This is a genomic window from Streptomyces microflavus (assembly GCF_014650075.1).
Classification (GTDB): Bacteria; Actinomycetota; Actinomycetes; order Streptomycetales; family Streptomycetaceae; genus Streptomyces; species Streptomyces microflavus.
The window spans coordinates 604,943-628,558 of sequence record NZ_BMUG01000003.1 but is presented as its reverse complement, the minus strand read 5'-3'; the positions used below and the strand labels follow the sequence as shown (position 1 = coordinate 628,558).

16 protein-coding genes are annotated in these 23,616 nt (G+C 71.2%); 12 read left to right on the top strand and 4 right to left on the bottom strand.

From position 1 onward, the window contains the following. Positions 1 to 90 precede the first annotated feature (90 nt). Positions 91 to 1,071, bottom strand: a complete 981-nt coding sequence (locus IE264_RS11695) for an ABC transporter substrate-binding protein (protein ID WP_032759199.1) — start codon at positions 1,069 to 1,071, stop codon at positions 91 to 93. A gap of 174 nt (positions 1,072 to 1,245) precedes the next feature. Between IE264_RS11695 and IE264_RS11690 the strand changes: the two genes are divergently transcribed. Both IE264_RS11690 and rpmF read left to right on the top strand, forming a co-directional pair. Continuing rightward, the gene (locus IE264_RS11690; protein WP_032759201.1) at positions 1,246 to 2,511 is read left to right on the top strand and encodes a hypothetical protein; all 1,266 of its coding nucleotides are present in this window, start codon (positions 1,246 to 1,248) and stop codon (positions 2,509 to 2,511) included. A 109-nt stretch (positions 2,512 to 2,620) separates the two neighbouring features. Then, positions 2,621 to 2,791, top strand: a complete 171-nt coding sequence (gene rpmF / locus IE264_RS11685) for a 50S ribosomal protein L32 (RefSeq protein WP_015612997.1) — start codon at positions 2,621 to 2,623, stop codon at positions 2,789 to 2,791. Positions 2,792 to 2,884: 93 nt separating this feature from the next. On the opposite strand, the gene rpsN is transcribed toward rpmF, so the two are convergent. Together rpsN and rpmB are read right to left on the bottom strand one after the other, a co-directional pair. Then, on the bottom strand, positions 2,885 to 3,190 hold the full coding sequence (gene rpsN / locus IE264_RS11680) for a 30S ribosomal protein S14 (protein ID WP_094210759.1): 306 nt from the start codon (positions 3,188 to 3,190) through the stop codon (positions 2,885 to 2,887). Then, entirely contained in the window at positions 3,190 to 3,426 is a 237-nt protein-coding gene (gene rpmB / locus IE264_RS11675) for a 50S ribosomal protein L28 (RefSeq protein ID WP_015612995.1), read from the bottom strand. Before rpmB ends, rpsN begins: the two co-directional genes overlap by 1 nt. A 69-nt stretch (positions 3,427 to 3,495) precedes the next feature. On the opposite strand from rpmB, the gene rpmG reads away from it, so the two are divergent. The 5 genes from rpmG to IE264_RS11650 all read left to right on the top strand — a co-directional run bounded on the left by rpmG (position 3,496) and on the right by IE264_RS11650 (position 7,112). Further along, on the top strand, positions 3,496 to 3,660 hold the full coding sequence (gene rpmG / locus IE264_RS11670; RefSeq protein WP_003964410.1) for a 50S ribosomal protein L33: 165 nt from the start codon (positions 3,496 to 3,498) through the stop codon (positions 3,658 to 3,660). Between the two features lie 49 nt (positions 3,661 to 3,709). Then, on the top strand, positions 3,710 to 3,964 hold the full coding sequence (locus IE264_RS11665) for a type B 50S ribosomal protein L31 (protein ID WP_015612994.1): 255 nt from the start codon (positions 3,710 to 3,712) through the stop codon (positions 3,962 to 3,964). Further along, positions 3,961 to 5,118: a CobW family GTP-binding protein gene (locus IE264_RS11660; protein ID WP_032759202.1), complete on the top strand. Its 1,158-nt coding sequence runs from the start codon at positions 3,961 to 3,963 to the stop codon at positions 5,116 to 5,118. The genes IE264_RS11665 and IE264_RS11660 overlap by 4 nt, the downstream gene beginning before the upstream one ends. 47 nt (positions 5,119 to 5,165) lie before the next feature. Then, on the top strand, positions 5,166 to 5,408 hold the full coding sequence (rpsR, locus tag IE264_RS11655) for a 30S ribosomal protein S18 (RefSeq protein WP_015612992.1): 243 nt from the start codon (positions 5,166 to 5,168) through the stop codon (positions 5,406 to 5,408). 66 nt (positions 5,409 to 5,474) lie between these two features. Then, a complete protein-coding gene (locus IE264_RS11650; RefSeq protein WP_032759203.1) occupies positions 5,475 to 7,112 on the top strand; it encodes an MFS transporter in 1,638 nt (545 codons plus the stop codon). Here the strand turns inward: IE264_RS11650 and IE264_RS11645 are convergent. Then, entirely contained in the window at positions 7,100 to 7,543 is a 444-nt protein-coding gene (locus tag IE264_RS11645) for a subtilase-type protease inhibitor (protein ID WP_032759204.1), read from the bottom strand. The two genes, IE264_RS11650 and IE264_RS11645, sit on opposite strands and share 13 nt — an antisense overlap. Before the next feature lie 402 nt (positions 7,544 to 7,945). Here IE264_RS11645 and IE264_RS11640 point away from each other — a divergent pair, with 402 nt between their 5' ends. From IE264_RS11640 to IE264_RS11620, 5 genes are all read left to right on the top strand, one after another. Next, positions 7,946 to 8,848, top strand: coding sequence for an ABC transporter ATP-binding protein (locus IE264_RS11640; RefSeq protein ID WP_190167628.1), 903 nt, complete (start codon positions 7,946 to 7,948; stop codon positions 8,846 to 8,848). Positions 8,849 to 8,856: 8 nt separating this feature from the next. After that, entirely contained in the window at positions 8,857 to 9,831 is a 975-nt protein-coding gene (locus tag IE264_RS11635) for an ABC transporter substrate-binding protein (protein ID WP_032759205.1), read from the top strand. A gap of 2 nt (positions 9,832 to 9,833) precedes the next feature. Continuing rightward, positions 9,834 to 11,981, top strand: coding sequence for an iron ABC transporter permease (locus tag IE264_RS11630; protein WP_032759207.1), 2,148 nt, complete (start codon positions 9,834 to 9,836; stop codon positions 11,979 to 11,981). Positions 11,982 to 12,588: 607 nt separating this feature from the next. After that, a complete protein-coding gene (locus IE264_RS11625) occupies positions 12,589 to 13,317 on the top strand; it encodes a thioesterase II family protein (RefSeq protein ID WP_078657572.1) in 729 nt (242 codons plus the stop codon). Positions 13,318 to 13,330: 13 nt separating this feature from the next. Then, positions 13,331 to 23,605 carry a non-ribosomal peptide synthetase gene (locus IE264_RS11620; RefSeq protein ID WP_229887496.1) on the top strand — a complete coding sequence of 3,425 codons (10,275 nt, stop codon included), beginning with the start codon at positions 13,331 to 13,333 and terminating at the stop codon, positions 23,603 to 23,605. The last annotated feature ends 11 nt before the right edge of the window (positions 23,606 to 23,616 follow it).

The window sequence follows — 23,616 nt, the reverse complement described above, 5'->3', positions numbered from 1 at the left end:
CCGCTGCCCGACCGGTCACCGATGTGCGGCCGGCTTCCGCGCCATGACCGGTCATCGCGGTGCGGCCGGTCGCCGCCGTGGTGCGGCGCCTCACCGCAGTGCGGCCGTCGCCTCGTCGAGGACGATGCCCAGGGACCGGGTGCCGCGCCCCTTGGCCCAGACCTCGGAGTCGACCTCGATGACCTTGCCGTTCTTCACCGCCGGGATCCGTGACCAGAGCGGGTTGTCGGCGAGCTTGTCGGAGAGCCTGCCGTCCGGTGCGCCGAAGGAGAGCGTCTCGACGAAGAGGACGTCGACGTCCCGCGCGAGGATCTCCTCCAGGCTGTAGGAGCCGTCGACTCCTCTGCTCTTCCAGGGGTAGTGGGAGATCTTCGGGAAGAGTCCGGCCGCCACGTCGGTCTCGGGGGTGGCCACGCCGAAGTTCTCGTCGCTGCCGAAGATGATGAGCGCGGTCCTGTCGCTCCTGGCCTGCTCGGCCCGGGCCAGCCGGGTGCGGAACGTCTTCTCGGCCTTCTCCCCCTCCTCCGTACGGCCGGTGAGCGCGGCCAGGTCCCGCAGGTAGCCGACGCTGTCCTGCCAGGAGCCGGGCTGTACGGGCCAGAAGGTGGTGGCGCCCTTCAGTGCGGGGGCGAGCTTGCCGTGGGTGTCCTCCAGGCCGATCACCAGGTCGGGCCGGTGGGAGAGGATCGCCTCGACCTCGGGGCTGAGGAAGCCGCCGGGGACGAGGGGGACCTTCGCCGCCTTCTCCTTGCCCAGGAATCCGGGGCTCGCGAGCACCGCGGAGTTGGTGGCGGTGGGGGTCATGCCCAGCTCGACGAGGATGTCGTCGCAGAGGGCGACGAGGCAGACGATCTTCTGCGGGGGCTTCTCCAGGGAGACCGTGACGCCCTTGGTGTCGGTGATCCGGGTGGCCGCCTCGATGGGCCGCACCTCGGTGCTGGTACTCGGCCCGGCCCCGGCGGCCGGTTCGGCGGTCCCGGATGCGTCGTCCGTGGTGCCGCAGCCGGCCAGCAGCCCTCCCAGTACGGCGATCGCGGCCCAGCGGCGGACTCTCAGTGCGGTTCGTGGCATCGGCTGTCTCTCAGATTCTGTACGGCCCCGGGGAGGAGGCAGGTGCGACGGCGGGGCCCCGGGAGCCATCCCCACCACAGAGCGGAACCTTACACATGATTATCATTTCCAATAAAGCGGGCCAAGGCTTCCCGCCGCACCTTGGACCCCACCGACCGTTTTCAGGAGAACGCCATGCCCCACCCGCCCCACCTGCCGCCCCGCCTCCTGGTCGCCGACCAAGTCGCGGGCCGGATCAGCCTGTTGGACCTCCCCGACGGCGACGAGCGGGCCGCACTCCACCACCGGCACCTCGCCGAGCACGCGGGGTTCCTCGCCCTCCCGGACGATCTGCTCGCCTGTGTGGACGACCGGGCGGGCGAGCTGCTGGTCCTCGATCCGTACGGCCCCGACACGGGCCGGCCCCTGGTCCGGCGCCGGATACCGGTCGCCGTACCCGCCGAGCACCTGGCGGCCGCGCCGGGCGGACGGCACCTCGCGGTGACCACCGGACTCGGGCGCAACGAGGAGGCCTGGACCGGGCTCCTGACCGCCGTCGACCTCGGCGCACCGGACGGCGCCGTCGCCGTACGCGTACGGGGGCGGACCGGCGAGCCGGGGGTGACGGTGCTCGGCGGGCCGTCGCCGCTCGTGGTGCTGCGCCACCGGGAGCCGGGCGAACTCCTGGTCCACCGGCACCGCGAGCTGATGGCCGCACCCCCTTCGTGCCCGCCGGCGGAGCCCGTCCGGCGCATCGGGCTGCCGGACGCCGACGGGCACGGGGACGCCTACGACCCGGTCACCGGGCGGGTGTTCGCGGCGGCGGGCTCGGGGGTGCACCGCGTCCGGCACGACGGCGAGGCGCTCACGGCGGAGCCGCCCCTCCCGTGGGACGCCGACGGGCGCACCGGCGGCCGGGGCTACTACCTGCGGCTCGATCCCGTACGGCGCACCCTCTGGTCGTGCGTGCGCGGCGGGCCCACCGCTCCGGGGCAGTGGCCGGAGTGGACCAACGACGCCTGGTGGCACCGGCTCGACACCGGCACCACGGGGAGGCTGGAGCTGGGACCCGGACTGGTGTTCCGGCTCGCGGTGACCGCCCGGCACATCGCGTACTCCCGCGTCCACCCGGACGGCGACGAGCTGATCCTGCTGGCCGCTCCGACCACCCCGGGGGCCCGGCCGCACATCGCCGCCCGCCTCCCGCTCCCCGCGATGGCGGGGGCGCCCCGGCGTGGCGGAACCCCGTGGGACGGCGTCCAGCGGCGGGCGGTCGCCGCCTCCCCCGGGGCCGGCCTGGTCGCGGTGAGCCGGGGAGGCCACGGCGAGGTCCACGTCTTCGACGCCGACCGGGCGGAGCCGGTCACCACCCTCACGCTCCCCACTCCGCTGGACGACGGCGGCCATCTCGCCCTGGTCACCCCTGGCGACGGCGCGCACGCCGACCCGGTGGGGCGGTGACCGGCCACCCCACGGACCACAACACGGATCACAACTTGGAAACGACTTCCATTTCCATATACGGTCGGCGGCAGCCGACAGTACCGGACCCCACCCCCAGGAGAGACCCATGGCAGTCCCGAAGCGGAAGATGTCCCGCAGCAACACCCGCCACCGGCGCGCCCAGTGGAAGGCGACGACACCGCAGCTCGTCCCGGTGACGATCGAGGGCACCGTGCACCAGGTGCCGCAGCGGCTGGTGAAGGCGTACGAGCGCGGACTGTTGCGGCCGGAGGGCTGAGCCCGCACGGCACAGGTCCCGCACAGCAGAGGGGCGGGTGGTGGTACGGCGATCGCCGTACCACCACCCGCCCCTCGTGCGCTCAGACCCCTGTCACCAGGAGGACTTGGTCACTCCGGGCAGGAATCCGGCGTGCGCCTGTTCGCGCATCCGGACCCGGGAGAGGCCGAAGGTGCGCAGATACCCCCGGGGCCTGCCGTCGACGCTGTCCCGGTTGCGCACCCGCGTCGCGCTGGCGTCGCGCGGCTGGCGCCTCAACTCCGCGACGGCGGCCGCGCGTTCGGCCTCCGGCGTCCCGGGGCGGCGGACGATCTCCTTCAGCTCGGCGCGGCGGGCGGCGTACCGCTCGACGATCGCCTTGCGCTTCTCGTTCTGCGCGATCTTGCTCTTCTTCGCCATCAGACCTTCCCTCCCCGCGCGCGGATGCGCGCGACCGCGGCTTCGATGCCGATCACGTCGATCGTCTTGATCGCCCGGGCGCTGAGGGTCAGCCGCACATGGCGTCCCTCACCGGGGAGCCAGTACCGCTTGCGCTGGACGTTCGGGTCGAACCGGCGCGACGTACGGCGGTGCGAGTGGGAGATGGCGTTGCCGAATCCCGGCTGCGAGCCGGTCAGTTGGCAGTGGGCGGACACGGAAGTTACCTGCCTCTCATCGATGCATCCATTATTGAAAATGGAAACCATTGCCATATAGTAGCGCCCATGGCTCGCAACGAAGTACGCCCGGTCATCAAGCTCCGCTCCACCGCGGGGACCGGCTACACCTACGTCACCCGCAAGAACCGCCGGAACGACCCCGACCGCATGGTGCTGCGCAAGTACGACCCGGTCGCCCGCCGCCATGTCGACTTCCGCGAGGAGCGCTGAGGCCGCCCGGCCCGGCCCCCGCAGCAACCCCCAACCGCTAGGACCCCTCATGAAGCCCGGAATCCACCCCGCCTACGGCCCCGTCGTCTTCCGCGACAAGGCCGCCGACTTCGCGTTCCTCACCCGCTCCACCCTGACCAGCGACAGGACCGTCGAGTGGGAGGACGGCAACACCTACCCGGTCGTCGACGTGGAGATCTCCTCCGCGAGCCACCCCTTCTACACCGGCACCGCACGCGTCATGGACACCGCGGGCCGCGTCGAGCGCTTCGAGCGCCGGTACGGACGCGGTGAGGCCCGGTGACGGAGGAACAGCGGCAGAAGCTGCCCGTCGTCATCGTCTGCGGGCTGCACTCCGAGGCCCGCCGTGAAGTGGTGGAGGAGCTGCTCTCCAGGGTTCCGCACAGCGTCGCGCTGCACCACGACCTGTCCACGGCGACCGACGGGACCGTACGCCGCACCCTGCGGGACGCCACCGGGGAGCTGTCCGCCGGCGAGACACCCCTGGTCAACGACTGTGCGTGCTGTGCGCTGCGGGAGGACCTGGTTCCCGAGCTGCAACGGCTGGCGGACAGCGGGCTCACCCGACTGGCCGTCCTGGAACTCTGGGACTCCGTCGAACCGAAGTCGATGGCCGAGGTCATCGCGGTCCATGGGGCGGACAGCTTCGAGGTGACCAATGTGATCACCGCGATCGATCCCACCCTCGTCCTGCCGTGCCTCGCCAACGGTGACGACCTGGCGGAGGCCGGTCTCGCTGCGGCACCCGCCGACCGGCGGACCATCGGGGACACCTGGGCCCGGCAGGTGGAGTACGCCCCCGTCCTGGCCCTGGCCGACAACCCGGCCGCCGACGACGAGGACCGTGCGCTGATCCGTCAGCTGAACCCGACGGCACGTCGGGTCGCCGTGGACGCACCCGTGCTGGCGCGTCTCGCGGTCGCCGGTTTCGATGTGGAGGCGGCAGCCGCCGGCCAGCATCCGGCCTGTGCGCTGCTGCCCCAGGAGGCGGACGAGGCCGGGGTCTCCACGCTGGTCTGGCGTCGTCACCGCCCGTTCCACCCCGAGCGCCTCTTCCACGCGCTGGAGGATCTGAGCTGTGCGGCCGCCCGCAGCCGGGGCCGGTTCTGGCTCGCGGACCGGCCCGACACCCTGCTCTCCTGGGACGCGGCGGGCGGTGCGCTCTGTGTGGAGAACGCCGGCCCGTGGCTCGCCTCCCTCCCCGACGCCGCCTGGGCCATGGTGGAGCCCTACCGGCGGGCCGCGGCCGCGCTGGACTGGCACCCCGAGCACGGCGACCGCTGCCAGCACCTGGTCTTCGTCTCCCCCGGCCTCGACCGCGACGGGCTGACCGCCCTGCTCGATTCGTGTCTGCTCGACGACGAGGAGTACCGGGCGGGCCGGGAGGCGTGGAAGAGCCTGCCCGCCGCGTTCGACGAGCTCCTCGACCCGGTGTGAACCGGAAGCCACCCCCGTACCCCTGACCCCTGCTACAAGGAATCCCCATGGCACACAAGCCGGACCCCCGCAAGCCGCTCAAGGCCCGCCCCAACCCGCTGGACGCGGCGAGGATCACGTACATCGACTACAAGGACACCGATCTGCTGCGGAAGTTCATCTCCGACCGGGGCAAGATCCGCAGCCGCAGGGTGAGCCGGGTGAGCGCCCAGCAGCAGCGGCAGCTCGCCGCGGCCATCAAGAACGCCCGGGAGATGGCGCTGCTGCCGTACTCCGGTTCCGGTAAGTAGCCCGGCCCGGCGGCGGCCGGGCCCGCTCGGGATGCAGCACCCCGGCAGGCACCGCACCATGAACGCATGGGCACAGACACCTCCAAGGGGGACGGCCCGGAGCCGGCGCCGTCAGGTCCGGCGGCCGACGGCCGCCGGACCGGGTCCCCGAACCAGAGCCTCGCTCTCGCGGCCATGCTGTTCGCCGTGTCGATGACCTTCATCGACCAGACGATCGTCGCCATCGCCGCCCCGGACATCATCGACGAACTGGGCCTCACCTCCACGCAGATGCAGTGGGTCATCAACGCCTATCTGCTCACCCTGGCCGCGTTCTTCGCGCTGGGCGGGCGACTGTCCGACATCTTCGGGCACCGCCGCGTGATGCTGATCGGCACGCTGGTCTTCGTCATCGCCTCCGCGATGTGCGGTGCCGTGCCGGCCGGGGACTTCGCCCAGGCCTGGCTGATCGGGTTCCGGGCCGTGCAGGGCATCGGCGCGGCCCTGATGTTCCCGGCCGCGCTGGCCGTGGTCATCGCGGTGTTCCCGGTGGAGCGGCGGGGGCGGGCGCTCGCGCTGTTCTTCGGGCTCTCCGGGGCCCTCACGGCGGTGGGGCCACTGCTCGGCGGCTGGCTCACCTCGTGGACCTGGCGTGCGATCTTCTGGGTCAACGTGCCCGTCGCCGTCATCGCCATCGTGCTGACGGTGCTGGCGCACATCCCGAACCGGTCCCGGCGCGAGCGGCTGGATCTGCCCGGTGCCGTGCTCGTGGCGGTCGGTATGGGCCTGACGGTCCTGGGCCTTCAGCAGGCGTCCACCTGGGGCTGGAGCTCCATCGCCACCTGGGCGTGCATCGTGGTCGGACTGCTGGTGCTGGCGTTCTTCTGCTGGTTCGAACTGCGTGCGCGGTTCCCGCTCATCAAGCTCCAGGTGTTCCGGGACCGGGCGTTCCGGATCGACAACCTGGTGCTGTTCTTCTCGATGATGGCGTTCGTCCCGGTCTTCTTCTTCGCCTCGGTGTACGCGCAGGTCTCGCTGAGTGCCTCGCCGAACCAGGCGGCGCTCTACCTCCTCTACTTCTTCATCGGCTTCGGCATCGCCTCCCAGTGGGGCGGCCGCATCCTGGACAAGCGCGGTGCCCGTCCGGCGCTGAAGCTGGGCACCGCGCTCGGCGCGGTCGGATTCTTCCTGTGGGCGCAGAAGTTGACGACGCTCTCCATGCACGACCAGTGGCTGTACGCGGCCATGGCCGGCGCGGGGATCGGGCTTCTGCTGGCGCCGGCCTCGACCGATGCCGTGAACCGGGCGATCGGTGCCTCGTACGGCGAGGTCACCGGGATCACCCAGACCGTGCGGAACTTCGCGGCCAGCATCGGACTCGCCGTGTTCGGCACGGTGCTGACGCACCGGACGATCACCAACGTGGAGGGCACGCTGGTCGGCAAGGGTGTGCCGGAGGGTGCGGCGGGCGATGCCGCGGAGTCGGTGGCGCAGGCGGTGACCGGCCAGGCGGACACCCGCGGATCCTCCGGGAGCGGCCCGGTGGCCGATGCGGTGAAGGACTCGATGCAGGCGATCCGGATGGACTTCGCCCAGGCCAACCAGTGGGTGTTCTACGGGATGGCGATCGCGCTGGCCGTCGCCTTCCTGTTCGCGCTGCGTCACCCGGGGACCCGGGTGACGCAGGAGTCCACCGAGGGTGCCGAACAGGCTCAGAAGGAGTAGACGGCGCTGTCGTTCATGCTGCCGGCCAGCTCGCAGGCGTTGCCGTACGTGGTCGAGAACGTGACGCGCTTGCCGTGCCAGACACCGTGGGCGGTGATCACCACGGGGTTCCACTGCCGGGTACACATGCGGTCGGGCGAGGTCCGGGCCAGCTGGGTGAACTGGCCGCCGACCGACTCCAGTTCCTTGCAGGCGGCTTCGGGGGCGGGGTGGGTGCCCTCGGCGCTCGGGGCGCAGGTGAGGGTGACCGCCCGCTGGACCGTCGCGGTGAGCGGGTCCTCGCCCTGGGCCACGGTGAGGACGAGCGCGGAGGGCGCGTAGAGGCTCTGCGCCTTCGCCGGTGCCGCGTGGGCGGAGGTGGCGGCGAGACCGCCGAAGACCAGGGTGCTCGCGGCGATGGTTGCGAAGATTGCGTGACGATTGTGTCGCATGAGTGAAAACTCCTCGGTCGAGTGCTGATTGCGGTCAGGAGTCTTACGTATGCGGAAAGTAGGCGCACATCGGCAGCCCGCTTCCAGCCGCAGACGTCCGTTCGAACCGACCGGATGGTCGTTCGGGCAGCTCACACCGGGCGCGGAGCTCGTCCAGCATATGGACAGCCTTCGACGGTTCAATGGAAAACGACCGCCTGACCTGCGATGATTCCGGATCGGCCGGAAACCCCCACGAGCCGCTTCGACTGGAAACCAACGCCATTCGGGCCTGCCCGCACCGTCGCGACCGCACCCACCACCCCCCGGGGGCGCCCGGTGGCGGCCGTCCGCGATCTCCGGAACTGAACCTTCCGTATACCGGGTGAAGCGCCGAATTAAGGTTAGGCTACCCTCACCGTCGTGATCGCTCCTGCCCACGACCTCGAAGACAGCCCGCCGCTCCGGCGCACCGCGCCCGGCCCCGCCGCGGGACCCGACAGCTCCGTCGGTCTCGACGCCCGCGACCTGACCGTCGCGTACGACCGGACCGATGTCGTCCACGGGGCCGACCTCCGGCTGCCGCGCGGTCGTGTCACCGCCCTGATCGGGCCGAACGGCAGCGGGAAGTCGACGCTGCTGCGCGCCGTCGCCCGGCTGCACAAGGCGCGCACCGGCACCGTGACGGTGTCGGCCCCGGACGACGCCGAGCCGGTCGACGCCCTCGCCCTGTCGCGCAACGACTTCGCCCGCCGCATCACCCTGCTCGCCCAGAGCCGCAACGCCCCGGCGGGGCTCAGCGTGCGGGACGTGGTGGGATTCGGCCGCCACCCCTACCGCGGGCGGCTGCGCGGGAGCGACCCCGACGGGGCCCGGTCGATCGACCACGCGCTCGCCGTCACCAACCTCACCGGCTTCGCCGACCGCGGCGTCGAGAGCCTCTCCGGCGGTCAGCTGCAGCGCGTCTGGTTCGCCTGCTGTCTCGCGCAGGACACCGATGTGCTGCTGCTCGACGAACCGACGACCTATCTCGACCTGCGCTACCAGGTGGAGATCCTCGATCTCGTACGCGACCTCGCCGACACCCACGGGGTGACCGTCGGGGTCGTCCTGCACGACCTGGACCAGGCCGCCGCCGTGGCGGACCAGGTCGTTCTCCTCTCGTCGGGGCGGATCACCGCCGCCGGCACCCCCGCGGAGGTCTACGACTCCGAGCGGCTGACCCAGACCTACGGCATCCGGATCGACGTCGAACCGGACCCCTCCACCGGCATCCCGCGCACCCGCGCGGTGGGCCGCCATCACCTCCGTACCGAAAGGCCCTGAACCCCGTCATGAAGAACCCGTACATGAAGTGGCCCGTCCTCGCCGCAACGGCCGCACTCGCTCTCGCGGGCTGCGGCACCACCGAGGCCCCGAAGAAGGAATCCGCCAAGGAGACCGCGGTGACGGTCACCGACTCGCGCGGCAAGAAGGTCACGCTCGACGGTCCGGCCAAGCGGGTCGTCGGCACCGAGTGGAACGTCGTCGAGACGCTCGTCACGCTCGGTGTGCAGCCGGTCGGCGTGGCCGACGTCAAGGGCTACACGGCGTACGACACATCCGCGCCGCTCGCCAAGGACGTCAAGGACATAGGCACCCGGGGCGAGCCCAGCGTCGCCACCGTGGCCGGTCTGAAGCCCGACCTCATCGTCGCGACCACCGACCTGTCCGACTCCGCCATCGCGCAGCTGTCCAAGGCCGCGCCGGTCGTCGTGGTCCGCTCGGCCGACGCGAGCCGGCAGATCGACCAGATGGTCGACAACGTCAACCTCATCGCCGAGGCCACCGGCACCGAGGAGAAGGCGAAGACCGAGGTCGCCTCGTTCCGCAAGGCGGTCGCCGACGGCAAGAAGAAGCTCGCCGACGCCGGGCTCGGCGGCAAGGAAGTGGCCTTCGCCGACGGCTGGCAGGAGGGCAACCAGGTCTCGGTGCGCCCGTACGTCAAGGGCTCGCTGCTCGCCGACGTGAACACCGAACTCGGTCTGGTCGACCCGTGGAAGCTGGAGGGCGACAAGGCCTACGGCCTCGCGGCCACCGATGTCGAGGGCCTGACGAAGATCGGCGACGCGCGGTTCACGTACATCGCCAACGACGCCGACGGCGGCGACCCGTTCGACGACGGGCTCAAGGGCAACGCGGTCTGGAAGTCGCTGCCGTTCGTGAAGAACGACCAGGTCCACCGGCTTCCGGACGGCATCTGGATGTTCGGCGGGACCGCGTCCATGCGCGATTACATCGACGCACTCGTCGGCGCTCTGACCGCCTGACCATGAGCACCCGCACCACACCCGCCCCGCCCGCCCCCGTGAAGACGGTGGCGGGCGCGGCCGGCCCGACCGGGGCACCGCCCCCGGCCGCGCCCGGCCGCCCGGCCCGCCGCGGCCGGATGTTCCTCCTCGCGCTCGCCGCGCTCCTGGCCCTCGCCGCCCTCGCGGTCGTCCACGTGGGCCAGGGCACGGCCGCCGTCGACCTGCACACGCTGTGGCAGCTGCTCACGGGTGCAGCGGCGGACCGCACCGCCGACGAGCAGACGGCCGCCGTGGTCCTGGACTCCCGGCTGCCCCGGCTCGCGGCGGGACTCCTCGTCGGCTGCGCGCTCGGCGGGGCGGGCGCCGCCCTCCAGTCGGTGTCGCGCAACATGCTGGCCTCCCCCGACACGCTCGCCGTGAACGCGGGCGCGTACCTCGCGGTCGTCGCCGTCGCCGCGTTCGGCATCACACTGCCCGCGCTCCCGGCCGGCGGTACGGCGTTCCTCGGCGGGCTGCTGGCGGCGGGCGTCGTGCTCGGCCTGTCGCGGGCGGGCGCCGGTCCGATCCGGCTGGTGCTGGCGGGTTCGGCGCTCACCCTGGCCCTCTCCGGGCTCAGCGGGATGCTGCTGCTCCTGCGCTCCCAGCAGACGACCGGGCTGTTCGCCTGGGGCAACGGTTCGCTCGCCCAGATCGGCATGGAGTCCATCGACCGGCTCACCCCGGTCGCGGTCCTGGCCTTCGTCGGGCTGCTGCTGATGGGCCGGAAGCTGGACATCCTCGCCCTCGGCGACGACGGTGCGGCGGTCGTGGGCGTCAGCCCCCGGCTGACGCGCTCCATCGTGGTGGTCCTCGCCGTACTGCTGGCGGCGGTGTCCGTGACGGTGGCGGGGCCGGTCGGCTTCGTCGGCCTGTGCGCGCCGGCCGTCGTCCGTCTGCTCAGCACCTGGATCCCGGGCCTGGTGCGCCACCACGCGTTCATCCCGGCATCCGCGCTCGCCGGTGTGCTCGTGGTGCTCGGCGCGGACGTGGCGCTGCGTGCGCTGTTCGGGGCGCAGGCGGGGGCCGAGGTGCCCACCGGCATCGTCACGACCTGCCTCGGCGCGCTCGTCCTGGTCATCCTCGCCCACCGGTCGCGCGACCTGGGGTCGGACAGCGGCTCGACGGCGTTCGCCCGGCTGCGCAGCCGCCGCGCGTTCGTCCTGACCCTGGTGACGACGGCCGTGGGGCTGCTGGGCGCGGTGGTGGCGGCGACGCTCTTCGGCGATGCCACGCTGCTCCTGGGCGATGTGGCGAACTGGCTCGGCGGCCGGTCGGGGCAGTTCGTGACGTACGTCCTCGACACCCGTGTCCCCCGGGTCGCCGCAGCCCTGCTGGCCGGTGCGGCGCTGGCGGTGGCGGGGGCCGTCGTCCAGGCGGTGTCGCGCAACCCGCTCGCCGAGCCGGGCATCCTCGGTGTCGTCAGCGGGGCGGGGGTGGGGGCGGTCACCGTCCTCACCGTCGTACCGCTGGCGAGCTTCTGGCTGATCAGCGGCTCCGCGCTGGCCGGTGCGGGCGCGGCGGCCGCGCTGGTGTTCGGTCTTGCCGCTCGGCGTGGGCTGGAGCAGAACCGCCTGGTGCTGATCGGTATGGGGGTCCACGCGGGCGCGGGTGCCTTCGTGAGCCTGCTGATCGTGCTCACCGACCCGTACAACGCGACGAAGGCGCTGGCCTGGCTCGGCGGTTCGACCTACGGGCGCACCTTCCCGGAGCTGCTCCCGGTGCTGGTGGCGCTCGCCGCCGCCCTCCCGGTGCTGGCCGTGATGCGCCGCGACCTCGATCTGATCGGGCTGGACGGCGACACACCGCGGCTGCTCGGCATCCGCCTGGGTACCACCCGGCTGACCCTGCTGACCATCGCCGTCGTCCTGACCGCCGGTGCCGTGGCGGCGGTCGGCGTGATCGGTTTCGTCGGCCTCGTCGCACCGCACGCGGCACGGGCGCTGGTGGGCCGTCGGCATGTGCGGGTCGTCCCGGTGAGCGCCCTGCTCGGTGCGCTGCTCGTGGTCGTCTCCGACACCGTCGGCCGGACGGTCATCGCCCCGGCGCAGATCCCGGTGGGCCTGCTCACGGCGGTGATCGGCGCCCCGTACTTCATCTGGCTGCTCTGGAGGTCCCGCAGGGAGGGGTGAGGGCGCACGGGGGTGGGCGGAGGTCTCACCGAGGGGCGGGGGCAGCCGCAAGATCACCCGAGGGTCAGCGACTCTCCGTAGCCGGTCGGTAGCTCGCGCCGGAAGTTCCGGGGGCGTCCGTGCCCGGTCGGCGGGCGGCCCTCGCCGGGGCGGCCCGCCGGCCGGGCCACCGCACCCGGCGGCCGCTCACCCGGACCAACCTGCCCGTAATTCCGGCCGGCCGGAGGGGGAGCCATCGGCTAGGCCGATGGCTCCCCCTCCGCCGCATATCAACAGGGCAGAAACTAACCCCCAGAACTTCGGGCGCGGCATACCGGCCGGTAACTGAATGCCGGTTGCATCTGCATGAGCGACCGCCCGTCGGGGAGAAAGTCCCAAAGACCCCACGCGCCCCCTGTGGACCTGGCGATTCCTCTCGGGGCTCTGCTAGCGTGCCGATGAAGCCGTTGCAGGGGGATGCTTGTGGCAGGGGGGCCTTCATGCGAGTTATGAATAACTTCGCAGACCGTTCATATTTCAACCGGTCCACCGTGAGATTGTTGAGCACGGAGATTCGATTTCCCTTTCGTCAGCGAGAGCGTGACAACCCGAGCCTCCGGCCGTACCGGTGAAACTTCTCTGCCTCCCGCACGCCGGGGGAACCGCGAGTCGCTACTACCGGTGGACGTCATTGGTCCCGCCACACATCGACATTGTCCCGCTGGAGCTCGACGGACGTGGCGACCGGATGGACAGAGGGTTCTACGCGTCTTTCGCGGAGGCCGTCGACGACCTCACCCGACGAGCCGTCGCGGCGCTGGAACCAGGAGATCCCTTTGCGATCTTCGGCCACAGCATGGGCGCCTATATCGCGCTGGAGCTCGAAAGGCGTCTGGAGTCCCTGGGCTTCCGGGCCGATCGGCTGTTCCTCTCCGGACGCGGCACGCCGGCCTATCACCACGTGCTGAGCAGGCCCGCCCGGGAGCTGAGCGATCAGGAGCTGATCGCCGGGCTCGACGCGTACGGCGGCCTCCCGGAGGCCGTCGCCCGGCATGAGCTCATGCTCACGCTGTTCCTGCCGATCATTCGCGCGGACTTCTATCTGCTGGAGGACGGCGCGAAGTCGATCGACGAGCGCGTACCCGTCCGGAGCCCCTTGGTGATTCTCAACGGCAAGGACGACGCGAGTGCACAACAGGCTCCGCCCGGAGTCTGGGAGGCGCTCAGTGCGTCCGGTGTGGAATTCCATTCCTACGCCGGAGGCCATTTCTTTATCGACGAAAATCTCAGCAGCATCATTCAGTTGATCGTGGAAAAATCAAAGAGGGGGCTGGAGAAAGATGGTGTCTCCTTCTAAGGAAGACGCTGCAGTGGCTTCGTACGTCTCGGGCGGTGAGGTGGTTTCCCCACCCCGCTGGAAGACCGTTTTCGGAGCTCTGGAAGAGGCCGCCGCACAAGCGCCCGGCACAAGGATTCATCTCTACGACGCCGACGGTTCGTACGACTCCACCACCTACGGAACTCTGCATGAGGACGCGTTACGCCTCTCGCGCTGGCTGACCGAATACATCGGCGTCCGCGCGGGTGAGAACCTGATCCTCCAGGTCAACAGCTCCCATGAGTATCTGCGGGTGTTCTGGGCAGCGGTCCATGCCGGAGTTGTCGTTGTCCCGCTGAGTGTTCCGAATGTCGTCGACCGGGAGAATCTGGAAAGCGTTTCCAGGGTTCTCGCCACCCTGGGCTCCGGCCGCGTGGTCGTCGGGTCGAGGCTCGCCGATGCCTACCTTCCGGCCATTGCCGATGCCGGTGTCGACCGCGACGCGGTCCTCGTCCTTCCCCGGGACGCCGAGCTGCCGGACACCGCCGGCGCATCCGCCGTGCCGGCCGCGGAGCCCGACGGCGCAGCGGTCATCTTCTTCACCTCCGGGAGCACCGGGGCGCCCAAGGGTGCCGTGCAGACGCACGAAGCGATCCTGGCCCGGGAAGCGGGTGTCACGCAGGTCGACGGCAGCGGTACCGACGTCCAGCTCAACTGGATGCCGCTCGAACACGCGGCGGGCATTCTCATGTCCCATCTGCGAGGCGTCTGCCGCCTCAGCGAGCAGGTGCAGGTCGCGCCCGGACACATTCTGGCCGATCCGCTGGTCTGGCTCGACCTCATCGACAAGTACCGGGTCAACTACACCTGGGCGCCGCAGTTCGCGTACTCACTGCTCGGCAATCTCGTGGGGACACGCGAGGACGCGTCGTGGGATCTCTCCTGCCTCCGCCAGTCCATCAACGCCGGCGAGATGCTCAACGCCCGCGCCATCGCGCAGCTCACCTCCCAGCTGGCCGGGTTCGGGCTGCGCCCCGATGTGTTCGTACCGGTGTGGGGCATGGCCGAGACCTGCTCCGGGGTCTTCTACAACCGGGACTTCGTCGCTGCGGACGAGGCGCCGGACACCGCGGAAGGCCTGCAAGGCGCGGAAGGAGCCGGGCGCACACCGAAGTTCGTCGCGCTCGGCCGCCCGATCCCGGGCCTGGAGGTGCTCGTCGCCGACGAAGGGGGCGAGGCGGTTCCCGAGGGGCAGGTGGGTCATCTCCTGGTCCGCGGGGCGTGCGTGACCCGGGAGTACTTCCACCACCCCACGGCGAACGAGGAGAGCTTCACCCCTGAAGGGTGGTTCAGGACCGGCGACCTCGCCCAGGTCCGCGACGGTGTGATCACCATGACCGGGCGGGCCAAGCAGATCCTGATCGTGAACGGTCTCAACTTCGACCTCTCCGAGGTCGAGGCGGCGATCGAGGAACTCCCGTTCGTGGAGACCAGTTTCACCGCCGCCTGGGCCCACACCCACCCCGATTCGGGTGAGGAGCAGGCCGTCGTCTTCTTCGTGCCCCGCGCCGACGGGACGGACGAGCCGGTGACCGAGGTCATCCGCGCCCATGTGCTGCGGCGGATCGGGATCCGGCTGCACGCGGTCATCCCGGTGAGCCGGGAGGACATCCCCAAGACGAACCTCGGCAAGATCCAGCGGGCCAAGCTCGGTGCGGCGTACCGGGACGGCCTGTTCACCGACCGCACGGCCGGTCAGGACGGCGACGAGCGGCGCCGGGCACAGGTAGCGGACGCACTGCGGCCGCTGGTCGGCCCCGGGCGCTACCTCACGGCGACCGCGAAGGAGCTGGGCCACACCCGCCCCGCGCCCGGCACCGGGACCACCGGCGGGATCGCACTGGGCGGCCTCGGATCGGGGTGGACCCGCAGCGACGCGATCGAGGCCGCGGTGAACGCGCTGCCCGGCGTGGCCGATTCGCGGGTGTGGACGGCCGATGTCCTGCTGCCCGGCACGCCGGGGGCGGTTCTCGCGATCGAGACGCGTTCCGGGCACCCCGACTACCGGGCAGCCGTCCACGAGCGGGCGGTCCGGGCCGTGAAGGCGCACGGGATCGTGCACCACGAGGTGGGATTCGTCGGTGCGATCGCCTCGCACCCGGAGGCGGAGCTGCTCGGAGTGCTGCTCGCCGGTGCCTCCACGCCCACCGTGGACCTGGCTCCGGCGCGGCCCGTCGGCACCTACGCCGACACGCTGGTCAGGGCCGATACCGAGGCCCTCCCCGCCCGGCGGCAGCACGGACCGGTGCTCGCCGTCCTCACCGACGACGAGGAGACCCTGTCCGGGTTCCTCGGCTCCGGGGACCGCCGTGTCGTGTGGGTGCGCCCCGCGCGCCCGGGCGGCGAGGTACGGCTGGAGGGCGGTGGCCTCCCCGGCGTACCGCTGACCGCCGAGGTCGACCCCGGCTCCCCGGAGGCGTACGCACAGCTCGGTGCGGCCCTGCGGCGTGCGGGCATCGAGTCCCTGGAGATCGCGCATCTGTGGGCCCTCGGCCCCCGGGCGGAGTCCGAGGAGACCGGGGACATCCTCGGCGCCCAGGCCCGTGGTGTGTTCAGCGTGCAGAACCTGCTGCGTGAGCTCCCGGCCGCCGGTGTCGCCGTCACGTACGCGGCCGTCTTCACCCGTGACGCCCTCGGCGGCCTCCCGGCCAACCCGGGCTATGCCTCCGCACCGCTCGCCGGGTTCGTCCGCAGTGCCGTGGACGAGGGCCACGCACTGACGCACATCGACCTCTCGGGCCGGTACGACGACCTCGCCGCGCTCTTCGCGTACGAGGCCGCCCAGCCGCTCGACGGCCGCTCCGTGGTCCTCGTCGACGGTCTGCGGCACAAGCAGGCCGTCGAACCGCTGACGCTCCCCCCGACCGGCACCACGCTGGACGGGCAGGACGGCTTCCTCGTCGTCACCGGCGGGCTCGGCGGGATCGGGAGGATACTCGTCGCCCTGCTGCTCCGCCGCTTCCGGCGGAACGTGCTCGTGCTCGGCCGGCGCGAGGCGGCGGCGGTCCGGGACCGGGTCGCCGCGTTCGAGTCGATCGCGCGCGAGCACGGCGGGGCGTTCACCTACGCACAGTCCGACCTCCAGGACCCGGCCCTGCTGCGGGAGACGATCCGGCAGCACGCCGCATCGTCCGGCCAGCCACTCCACGGGGTCTTCCACCTGGCCGGCATGGTCCACGAGGCGCTGGTCGCCGACCAGTCGACCGAGGAGCTCACGGAGGTCTTCAAGCCGAAGGTCGCCGGCCTCCACCACTTGGGCGGCCTGCTCGCCCAGGAGCACCGGGACGCCTTCCTGGTCACCTTCGCCAGTGCCCGCAGCCTCGCCCCGGGGGCGACCGTCTCGGCGTACGTCGCCGCGTCGGACTTCGCCGGGCACTACTCCGCCCACCTCCGCTCCCAGGGCATTCGCGCCACATCGGTGGCATGGGGTGTCTGGGACGAGACGGGGATGAGCGAGAACCTCAGGGTGAACCGGGCCCTGCACCGGCGTGGCATCGAGACCATCGAGCCGCTCCAGGGGCTCGGCGCGCTCCTCGACGCGCTCCGCACCGACCGGCCCGCCGTCCACATCGGGGTCGACGGCTCCCGCCTCCCCCACGGCCTGGCCGTCGGGGCACAGGAAGGGGAGCCCCAACCCACCTGTGTCGTCACCGACTTCGGCGACTTCGAGCGGCTCTTCGTGCCACGGGCCGACGCCGTCGAGGACGCGGTCCGGACCCACCTCGGTGGCCCGCGGCTCCGGTACGAGATCCTCGACGAACTCCCCGTTGACCGCAACGGCCTCGTGGACCGGGACATGGTCCTGGACCGGCTCGACGTGCTGCGCGGAGCGGTGACGGTCGAGCCGCCCCGGAACGCCACCGAGGAGCGCATCCGCGACATCTGCCGGGCCGTCTTCCGGGTCGGCACCATCGGGGTCACGGAGAACCTGTTCGATCTGGGCGCCGACTCGATCGCCACCATCCAGCTCCTCGCCCGGCTGCGGGACGACGGGGTCGCCGTGGTCTCGCACGAGGAGTTCTACAAGGAACCCACGGTCCGCCACCTCGCCGAGCAGGCGGCGGCGGGCAGCGCCCCGGACGTACCGGCCGCCGTCGTCCCCCGGGCGGCCGACCCGACGGCCGAGGTTCCCCTCACCCCGCAGCAGCGCCGGCTCTGGTTCCTCTTCCAGGCCGATCCGTCGAGCCCCTACTACAACAACACCGTCTCCATCGAGGTGTCGGGCGGCGTGGTCAGGCCCCTGCTCAAGACGGCGCTGATGACGCTGATCGACCGGCACGAGGCCCTGCGCGTACGGTTCCGGGAGGACGCGTCCGGGAGCTTCTGGCAGCATGTCGTCCCGATCCGGGACGTGGACCTCTCCTTCGACGAGCACGATCTGCGCGGGCTCCCCGAGAGCGAGCGGGCCCGCAGGCTGGACGGGATCATCGCGGCCTCCGCCGCCACCCCGTTCGACCTCCTGAGCCAACTGCCCCTGCGCGCCGCCATCGTCACGAGCGCCGACGACCGGGTCACCCTCGTGCTGACCATCCATCACATCGTGTCCGACGGCTGGTCGATGGGGGTCATCCTCTCCGACCTCGCGGCGATCCACGACGACCTCCTCCACCACGGCGCAGCGAGGCTCGCGCCGGTCGACGGGCTCTACGGGAGTTACGTCGCCGACGTCACCGCGTACGAGAACTCGGCCGGGTACCGGAAGCAGCTGGGCTACTGGACGGACCAGCTGAAGCAGGTGGCGGTCCCCGCCGAGCTGCCGGCCCGCTCGAACTCCGGGGAGGCGCTCACCTCCGACGGCGAGCACCACGAATCCACCGTGGGTCCCGACGTCCTGCGCGGTCTGCGCAAGCTCGCGCGCGACCATGACGTCTCCCTGTACGTCCTGCTGCTCGCGGCCTACTCGGTGCTGCACCAGCGCCTGACGCTCAGCAGCCATGTGCGGCTGGGCACGCTGATCGCCAACCGCGGCCGGGGCAACACGTCCGGCCTGGTCGGGTTCCTGGCCAACACCCTGCCGCTGGACATCCAGATCGACGACGCGGAGCCCTTCTCCGCCCTGGTCCAGCAGGTCAAGCGCAAGGTGATCGGCCTGCACGACAACCAGGACGTCCAGTTCGACTCGCTGGTGCAGGCCCTGCAGCCGGAACGGGTGCACAACAAGAACCCGCTCTTCCAGGTGCTGTTCGTGCTGCAGAACGCCCAGATCGAACGGCTCACCACGCCGGAGGCGGACTGGCGGCTCAAGATCTGGGAGAGCGACACCGCGAAGTTCGACCTGTCCATCCAGGCGTTCGAGCGGGACGGGGACCTCGACCTCGTCTTCGAGTACCGCCGCGACCTCTTCCCCCGGCAGGACGTCGAACGCTGGGTGGAGGCGTACCACACGGTCCTCCGCGACCTCCCCGGACTGCTGGACCCGCAGGTCGGCCGGATCGACATCGTGTCGCAGGCCGAGCGGGAGCGCATCCTCTCCATCAACGGTCCGCTCGACGCGGCCCTGCCACCGTCGATTCCGGCGGTGCTCTCCGACGTCGTGCGGGAGCGGCCCGACCGTCCGGGCCTGGTCATGGGGGCGGAGTCGTACACCTACGCCGAGCTCTGGGACCGGTCCGCCGCCTATGCCGCGTATCTGCGGGCCAACGGCGTCGTCCCCGGCAGCCGGGTCGCGATCACGGCCCGCCGCTCCCCGCATGTGGTGATCGCCATGATCGCGGTCGCCCGGCTCGGCGCGGCCTACGTCCCCGTACGGCCCTCCGACCCCGGTGAACGCCGCAGGCTGGTGCTCTCCGACTCCGGCGCCCTGGTCCTGCTCGACGACCGTGTGTCCGAACCTCTCGGCGGCGTACGGCAGTTGCCTCTCGCGGTGTACGACGCCCCGGCGACGGACACCGAGCCGGCGTGGCACGAGGGGGACGCCGCGGCGACCCCGGCGTACATCATGTACACCTCGGGCTCCACGGGCCGTCCCAAGGGTGTGGCCGTCTCCGCCGAGAACGTCCTCCGGCTGGCGTACCGGCCGGACTACGTCGAACTCGGGCCCCAGGACGTGGTGTTGCAGACGGGGTCGCTGACCTTCGACGCCTCCACACTGGAGGTCTGGGGCGCCCTGCTCAACGGGGCGGCGCTCCATCTGGTCGACGAGCACGTTCTGCTGGACATCACCGCGCTGCGCGAGGCGATCGACGGTTCGGGTGCGACGGTCATGTGGATGAGCGCACCGCTGTTCAGCCAGATCACCGACTCCGACCCCGGTGTCTTCGGCCGGCTGCGGCAGTTGATCGTGGGCGGGGATGTACTGCCGCCCCGGCAGATCAGGGCGGTCATCGAGGCGTGCCCCGGCATCCGGATCATCAACGGGTACGGGCCGACGGAGAACACCACCTTCTCCACGACGTACCGCATCCCCGACGACGTTCCGGCAGACCGGGCGATCCCCATCGGCCGGCCCGTCGGCCACTCCTCCGCCTATGTCCTGGGCGGCAGCGGCCGGCTCCAGCCGGTCGGTGTCCCCGGTGAACTCCATGTCGGCGGGCGGGGTGTCGCGCTCGGATATGTGAACCGGGACGACCTGACGGCGGCCTCCTTCGTCGACGACCCGTTCGCCGGGGGCGGCCGGATGTACCGGACCGGTGACCTGGTCCGGCTCGCCGACGGCCTGGACATCGAGTTCATCGGACGGGTGGACCATCAGGTGAAGGTCCGCGGCTACCGGGTGGAGCTGTCGGAGATCGAGCTCGTGATCCGTTCCCTGGACCACGTACGGGATGTGGCGGTCGAGGCGCGTACGCCGGAGGGTGGCACCCTGCGGCTGATCGCCTTCTACACGGCCGACGGCGACACGGACATCCGGGCGGAGCTGGAGCGGCTGCTCCCCGACTACATGGTCCCCGCCGTCTTCGTCCGGCTCGACCAGCTGCCGCTGGACCGGAACGGCAAGGTGGACCGGCGCCGGCTCTCCGGGATCGAGATCGCCGCCAACGGGACGAGCGGCGCCACGGATGGTGACGGAGCGGCGGGCGAGGATCTGGGCCCGCAGGCGAACGAGCTGCGGCGGATCTGGGCCGAGCTCCTCGGGTTCGACACGTTCGGTGCCGACGACAACTTCTTCAGCCTGGGCGGGGACTCCATCCAGGTCATCCAGATGACCAACCGGCTCCGCAGCGCCGGGTACCAGGTCTCCGCCAAGGAGGTCTTCGAGAACCAGTCGGTCCGCAGGCTGGCCGCGCTGATGGTCCCCCGCTCGTCGCCGTCCTCGCCGGACGCGTCGGACTCCTCGGTGAACACCGTCGAGCGGGCCGGGACCGCCGATCTCGCCCCCGTCCACGCGTGGTTCTTCGACACGCTCGGCGACGACGACTGGCACGACCACTGGAACCTGCCCCTCGTCCTGGATCTCGACGAGGACTACCCGCTCTCCCGGATCGAGGGGGCTCTGCGGGCGGTCCAGCAGCAACACCCGGCGCTGCGCGCACGGTTCTGGCGCGAGGGGGCGTCCTGGCACTACCAGGAGGGGCTGCCCGCCCATGACATCCCGGTCCGTGAGTGGACCACCGAGCGGGTCGCGGACATCCAGCCGCAGCTGACGGCGATGCAGCGGGCGCTCAGCGTCGGTGAGGGCCGGATGCTGCTGGCGGGGAAGGTGAACGCCGGCACCGAGGTCAAGCTCGTGCTCGCCCTGCACCACCTCATCAGCGACGGGGTCTCCCTGCGCGTTCTGGCCCGCGACATCCGCACGGCTCTGCGGGAGGCCCCGGCCGAGCTGCGGCTGCCGCCCGTCGCGGCGACCTTCTCGTCGTGGATCGCGGCCACCCACCTGCGGGTGGCCTCGCCCGAGGTCCAGGGGCAGATCCCCTACTGGACCGAGGTCGCGTCGAAGATCCGGAGCCCCTTCCCCCGGACCGCGCTCACGGAGTCCGGCACGGTGGACCGGGAGTTCGGTGTGAGCGCCGAGGTCACCGGCCGGCTCGCCCGGATCGGGGCGTCCGTCGCGGGGGCCGAGCTGCAGCACGCCCTGCTCGCCACGCTCACCCGGGCGTACTGCGACGCCTTCGGCGAGAGCGGGTTCCCCGTCCTCCTGGAGGGCCACGGCCGGTCGGACTCCCCCGGCTCCCCGGACATCTCCGGCACGGTGGGCTGGTTCACCAGCATGTACCCGACGGTCCTGCGCGGCGCGGCGGCCGGCGGCCCGGTCGCCGATGTCCAGGCCGTGCGGGGGCAGCTCCGGGCGATACCCAACGGCGGGAACGACTACGGCGCGCTGAGCTACCTGGACCACTCCGTTCCCCCGCTGGCCTCGGCCGTCCCGGTCGCGTTCAACTACCTGGGGGCCATGCCCAGCGGTATGGAGCTGGCGAGTTCGGCGTACGGGGACTTCCGCTCGGGGGCCTCACGGCGCGAGTGCGCCATCGAGTTCAACATCTTCAAGTACGGCGACGACCTCAAGGTCTCCATGAGGGTGGACCGGGCCTTCGCGGACCTGCCCGCGGTGCTGAAGCTGCAGGCGGAGTACGAGCGGAATCTCATCGCCCTCGCGGAGGGGCTCGACGGCACCACGGCACAAGCGCACACGGAGAGCGTTCCGGCGCCGGCCGCCCTGCCCGCCGCCGACCGGGAAGCCGTACGCGCGGTGCACGGGGACGGAGTCCAGCACGTGCTGCCGCTGACGCCCGCTCAGGAGGGGCTGCTCTACCACCAGTTGATGCACCCCGACGGCAGTGACTACTTCGGCCAGGTCGTGACCACCCTCTACGGCACGCTCGACCTCGCGGTGTTCGAGGCGGCCTGGAACATCGTCATCGCCGAGAACGAGATGCTGCGGACCGTCTACGGCTGGGAGTCCCTCTCCCGGCCGGTGCAGATCGTCCTCGGCTCGGTCGACTTCCGGATCGACCACCGGGACCTGACGGACCGCGCCGACGAGGCCGGACGCCGGGAGGCGGTGGACGACCTCCTCGCCGCCGACATCGCGGCCGGGTTCGATCTGACCGGCGGGCCGCTGCTGCGGGTCACCGTGGTGCGGACCGCCGCCGACGAGCATGTCTTCGCCTTCAGCTTCCCCCACATCTCGCTGGACGGCTGGAGCGTCTTCCGGATCCTGGCGCGAACCCTGGAGCTGTACGACACCGGGGTGCCGGAGCCCGGTGCGATCGAGCCCGCACCGAGCTTCCGGAGCTACGCGCAGTGGTTGCGGAACCTGGATCTGACCGAGACGCGCGACTACTGGACGCGCTACCTGGCGGGTTCCACTCCCTGGACCCTTCCGCCGGAGGCCCTGTCGGCGGCAGACGAGGACCGGTTCTCCCAGCTGGACCTGGTGCTCGACGAGGAGGACACCACGCTCGTCAGGGAGTTCGCCGCCCGGGCGCACTGCACCCTGAGCACCGTGCTGCAGACCGCCCTCGCCCTCACCCTGCGCATCGTGTCCGGCGCCGACGACGTGTTCTTCGGCGTGACGGTGTCGGGGCGCTCCCCCGACGTACCGGATGTGGAGCGTGTGGTGGGGCTGCTCATCAATACGCTGCCCATGCGCGTCCGGATGGCCGCAGACGAACCGGTCGACGCCCTCATGGGGAGAATTCAGACCGATGGGTTCGGTGCCATCGAGCACAGCGGCCTGGCGACCACCCACATTCTGGAGAACGCGGGCACGGGCCGGAGCCGTGCGCAGTTCGATGTGCTGTTCATCCTGGAGAACTATCCGCTGGGCCCGGAGTTCCTCACGTCGAAGAATCTGCGCATCGGATCGTTCGCGAGCCATGAGCGGACGAATTACAAGCTGACCGTGGTCGCCATTCCCGGCGACCGGCTCACGGTCCGGTTCTCTTCGATGACCGGTGTAGTGGAGCCGGCGTGGGTCTCCGCGTTCATGGGGCTGTTCCGCACCGCCCTTCACCAGGTCGCCTCGGGCCACCGCCTCGTGGCCGATGTGGACGGCGTCGACGCGACGGAACTGGCCGACCTGCTCGTCAGCTCGCAGAACGCGCCCACCGTCGAGGCCGAGCACGAGGACCAGCGGAAGTTCTTCGAGGACTTCCGCGGTCCGGTGTTCGTGCTGGACGAGAACGCCCGCCCCTGCCCGGTCGGTGTTCCCGGCCATATCCATGTGGCGGCCGACTCGGTCTCCGACCTTCCCGTCGACGGCGAGTGGGGGCAGTGGATGGCGGAGGGCGAGATCCAACCCGGATTCCCCTCGGCCCACCGGCACCTCTATCCCACGGGCGATGTCGGTATGTGGACGAGCCGCGACTCCATCAAGCTTCTTGACTGATCCAAGGAAAA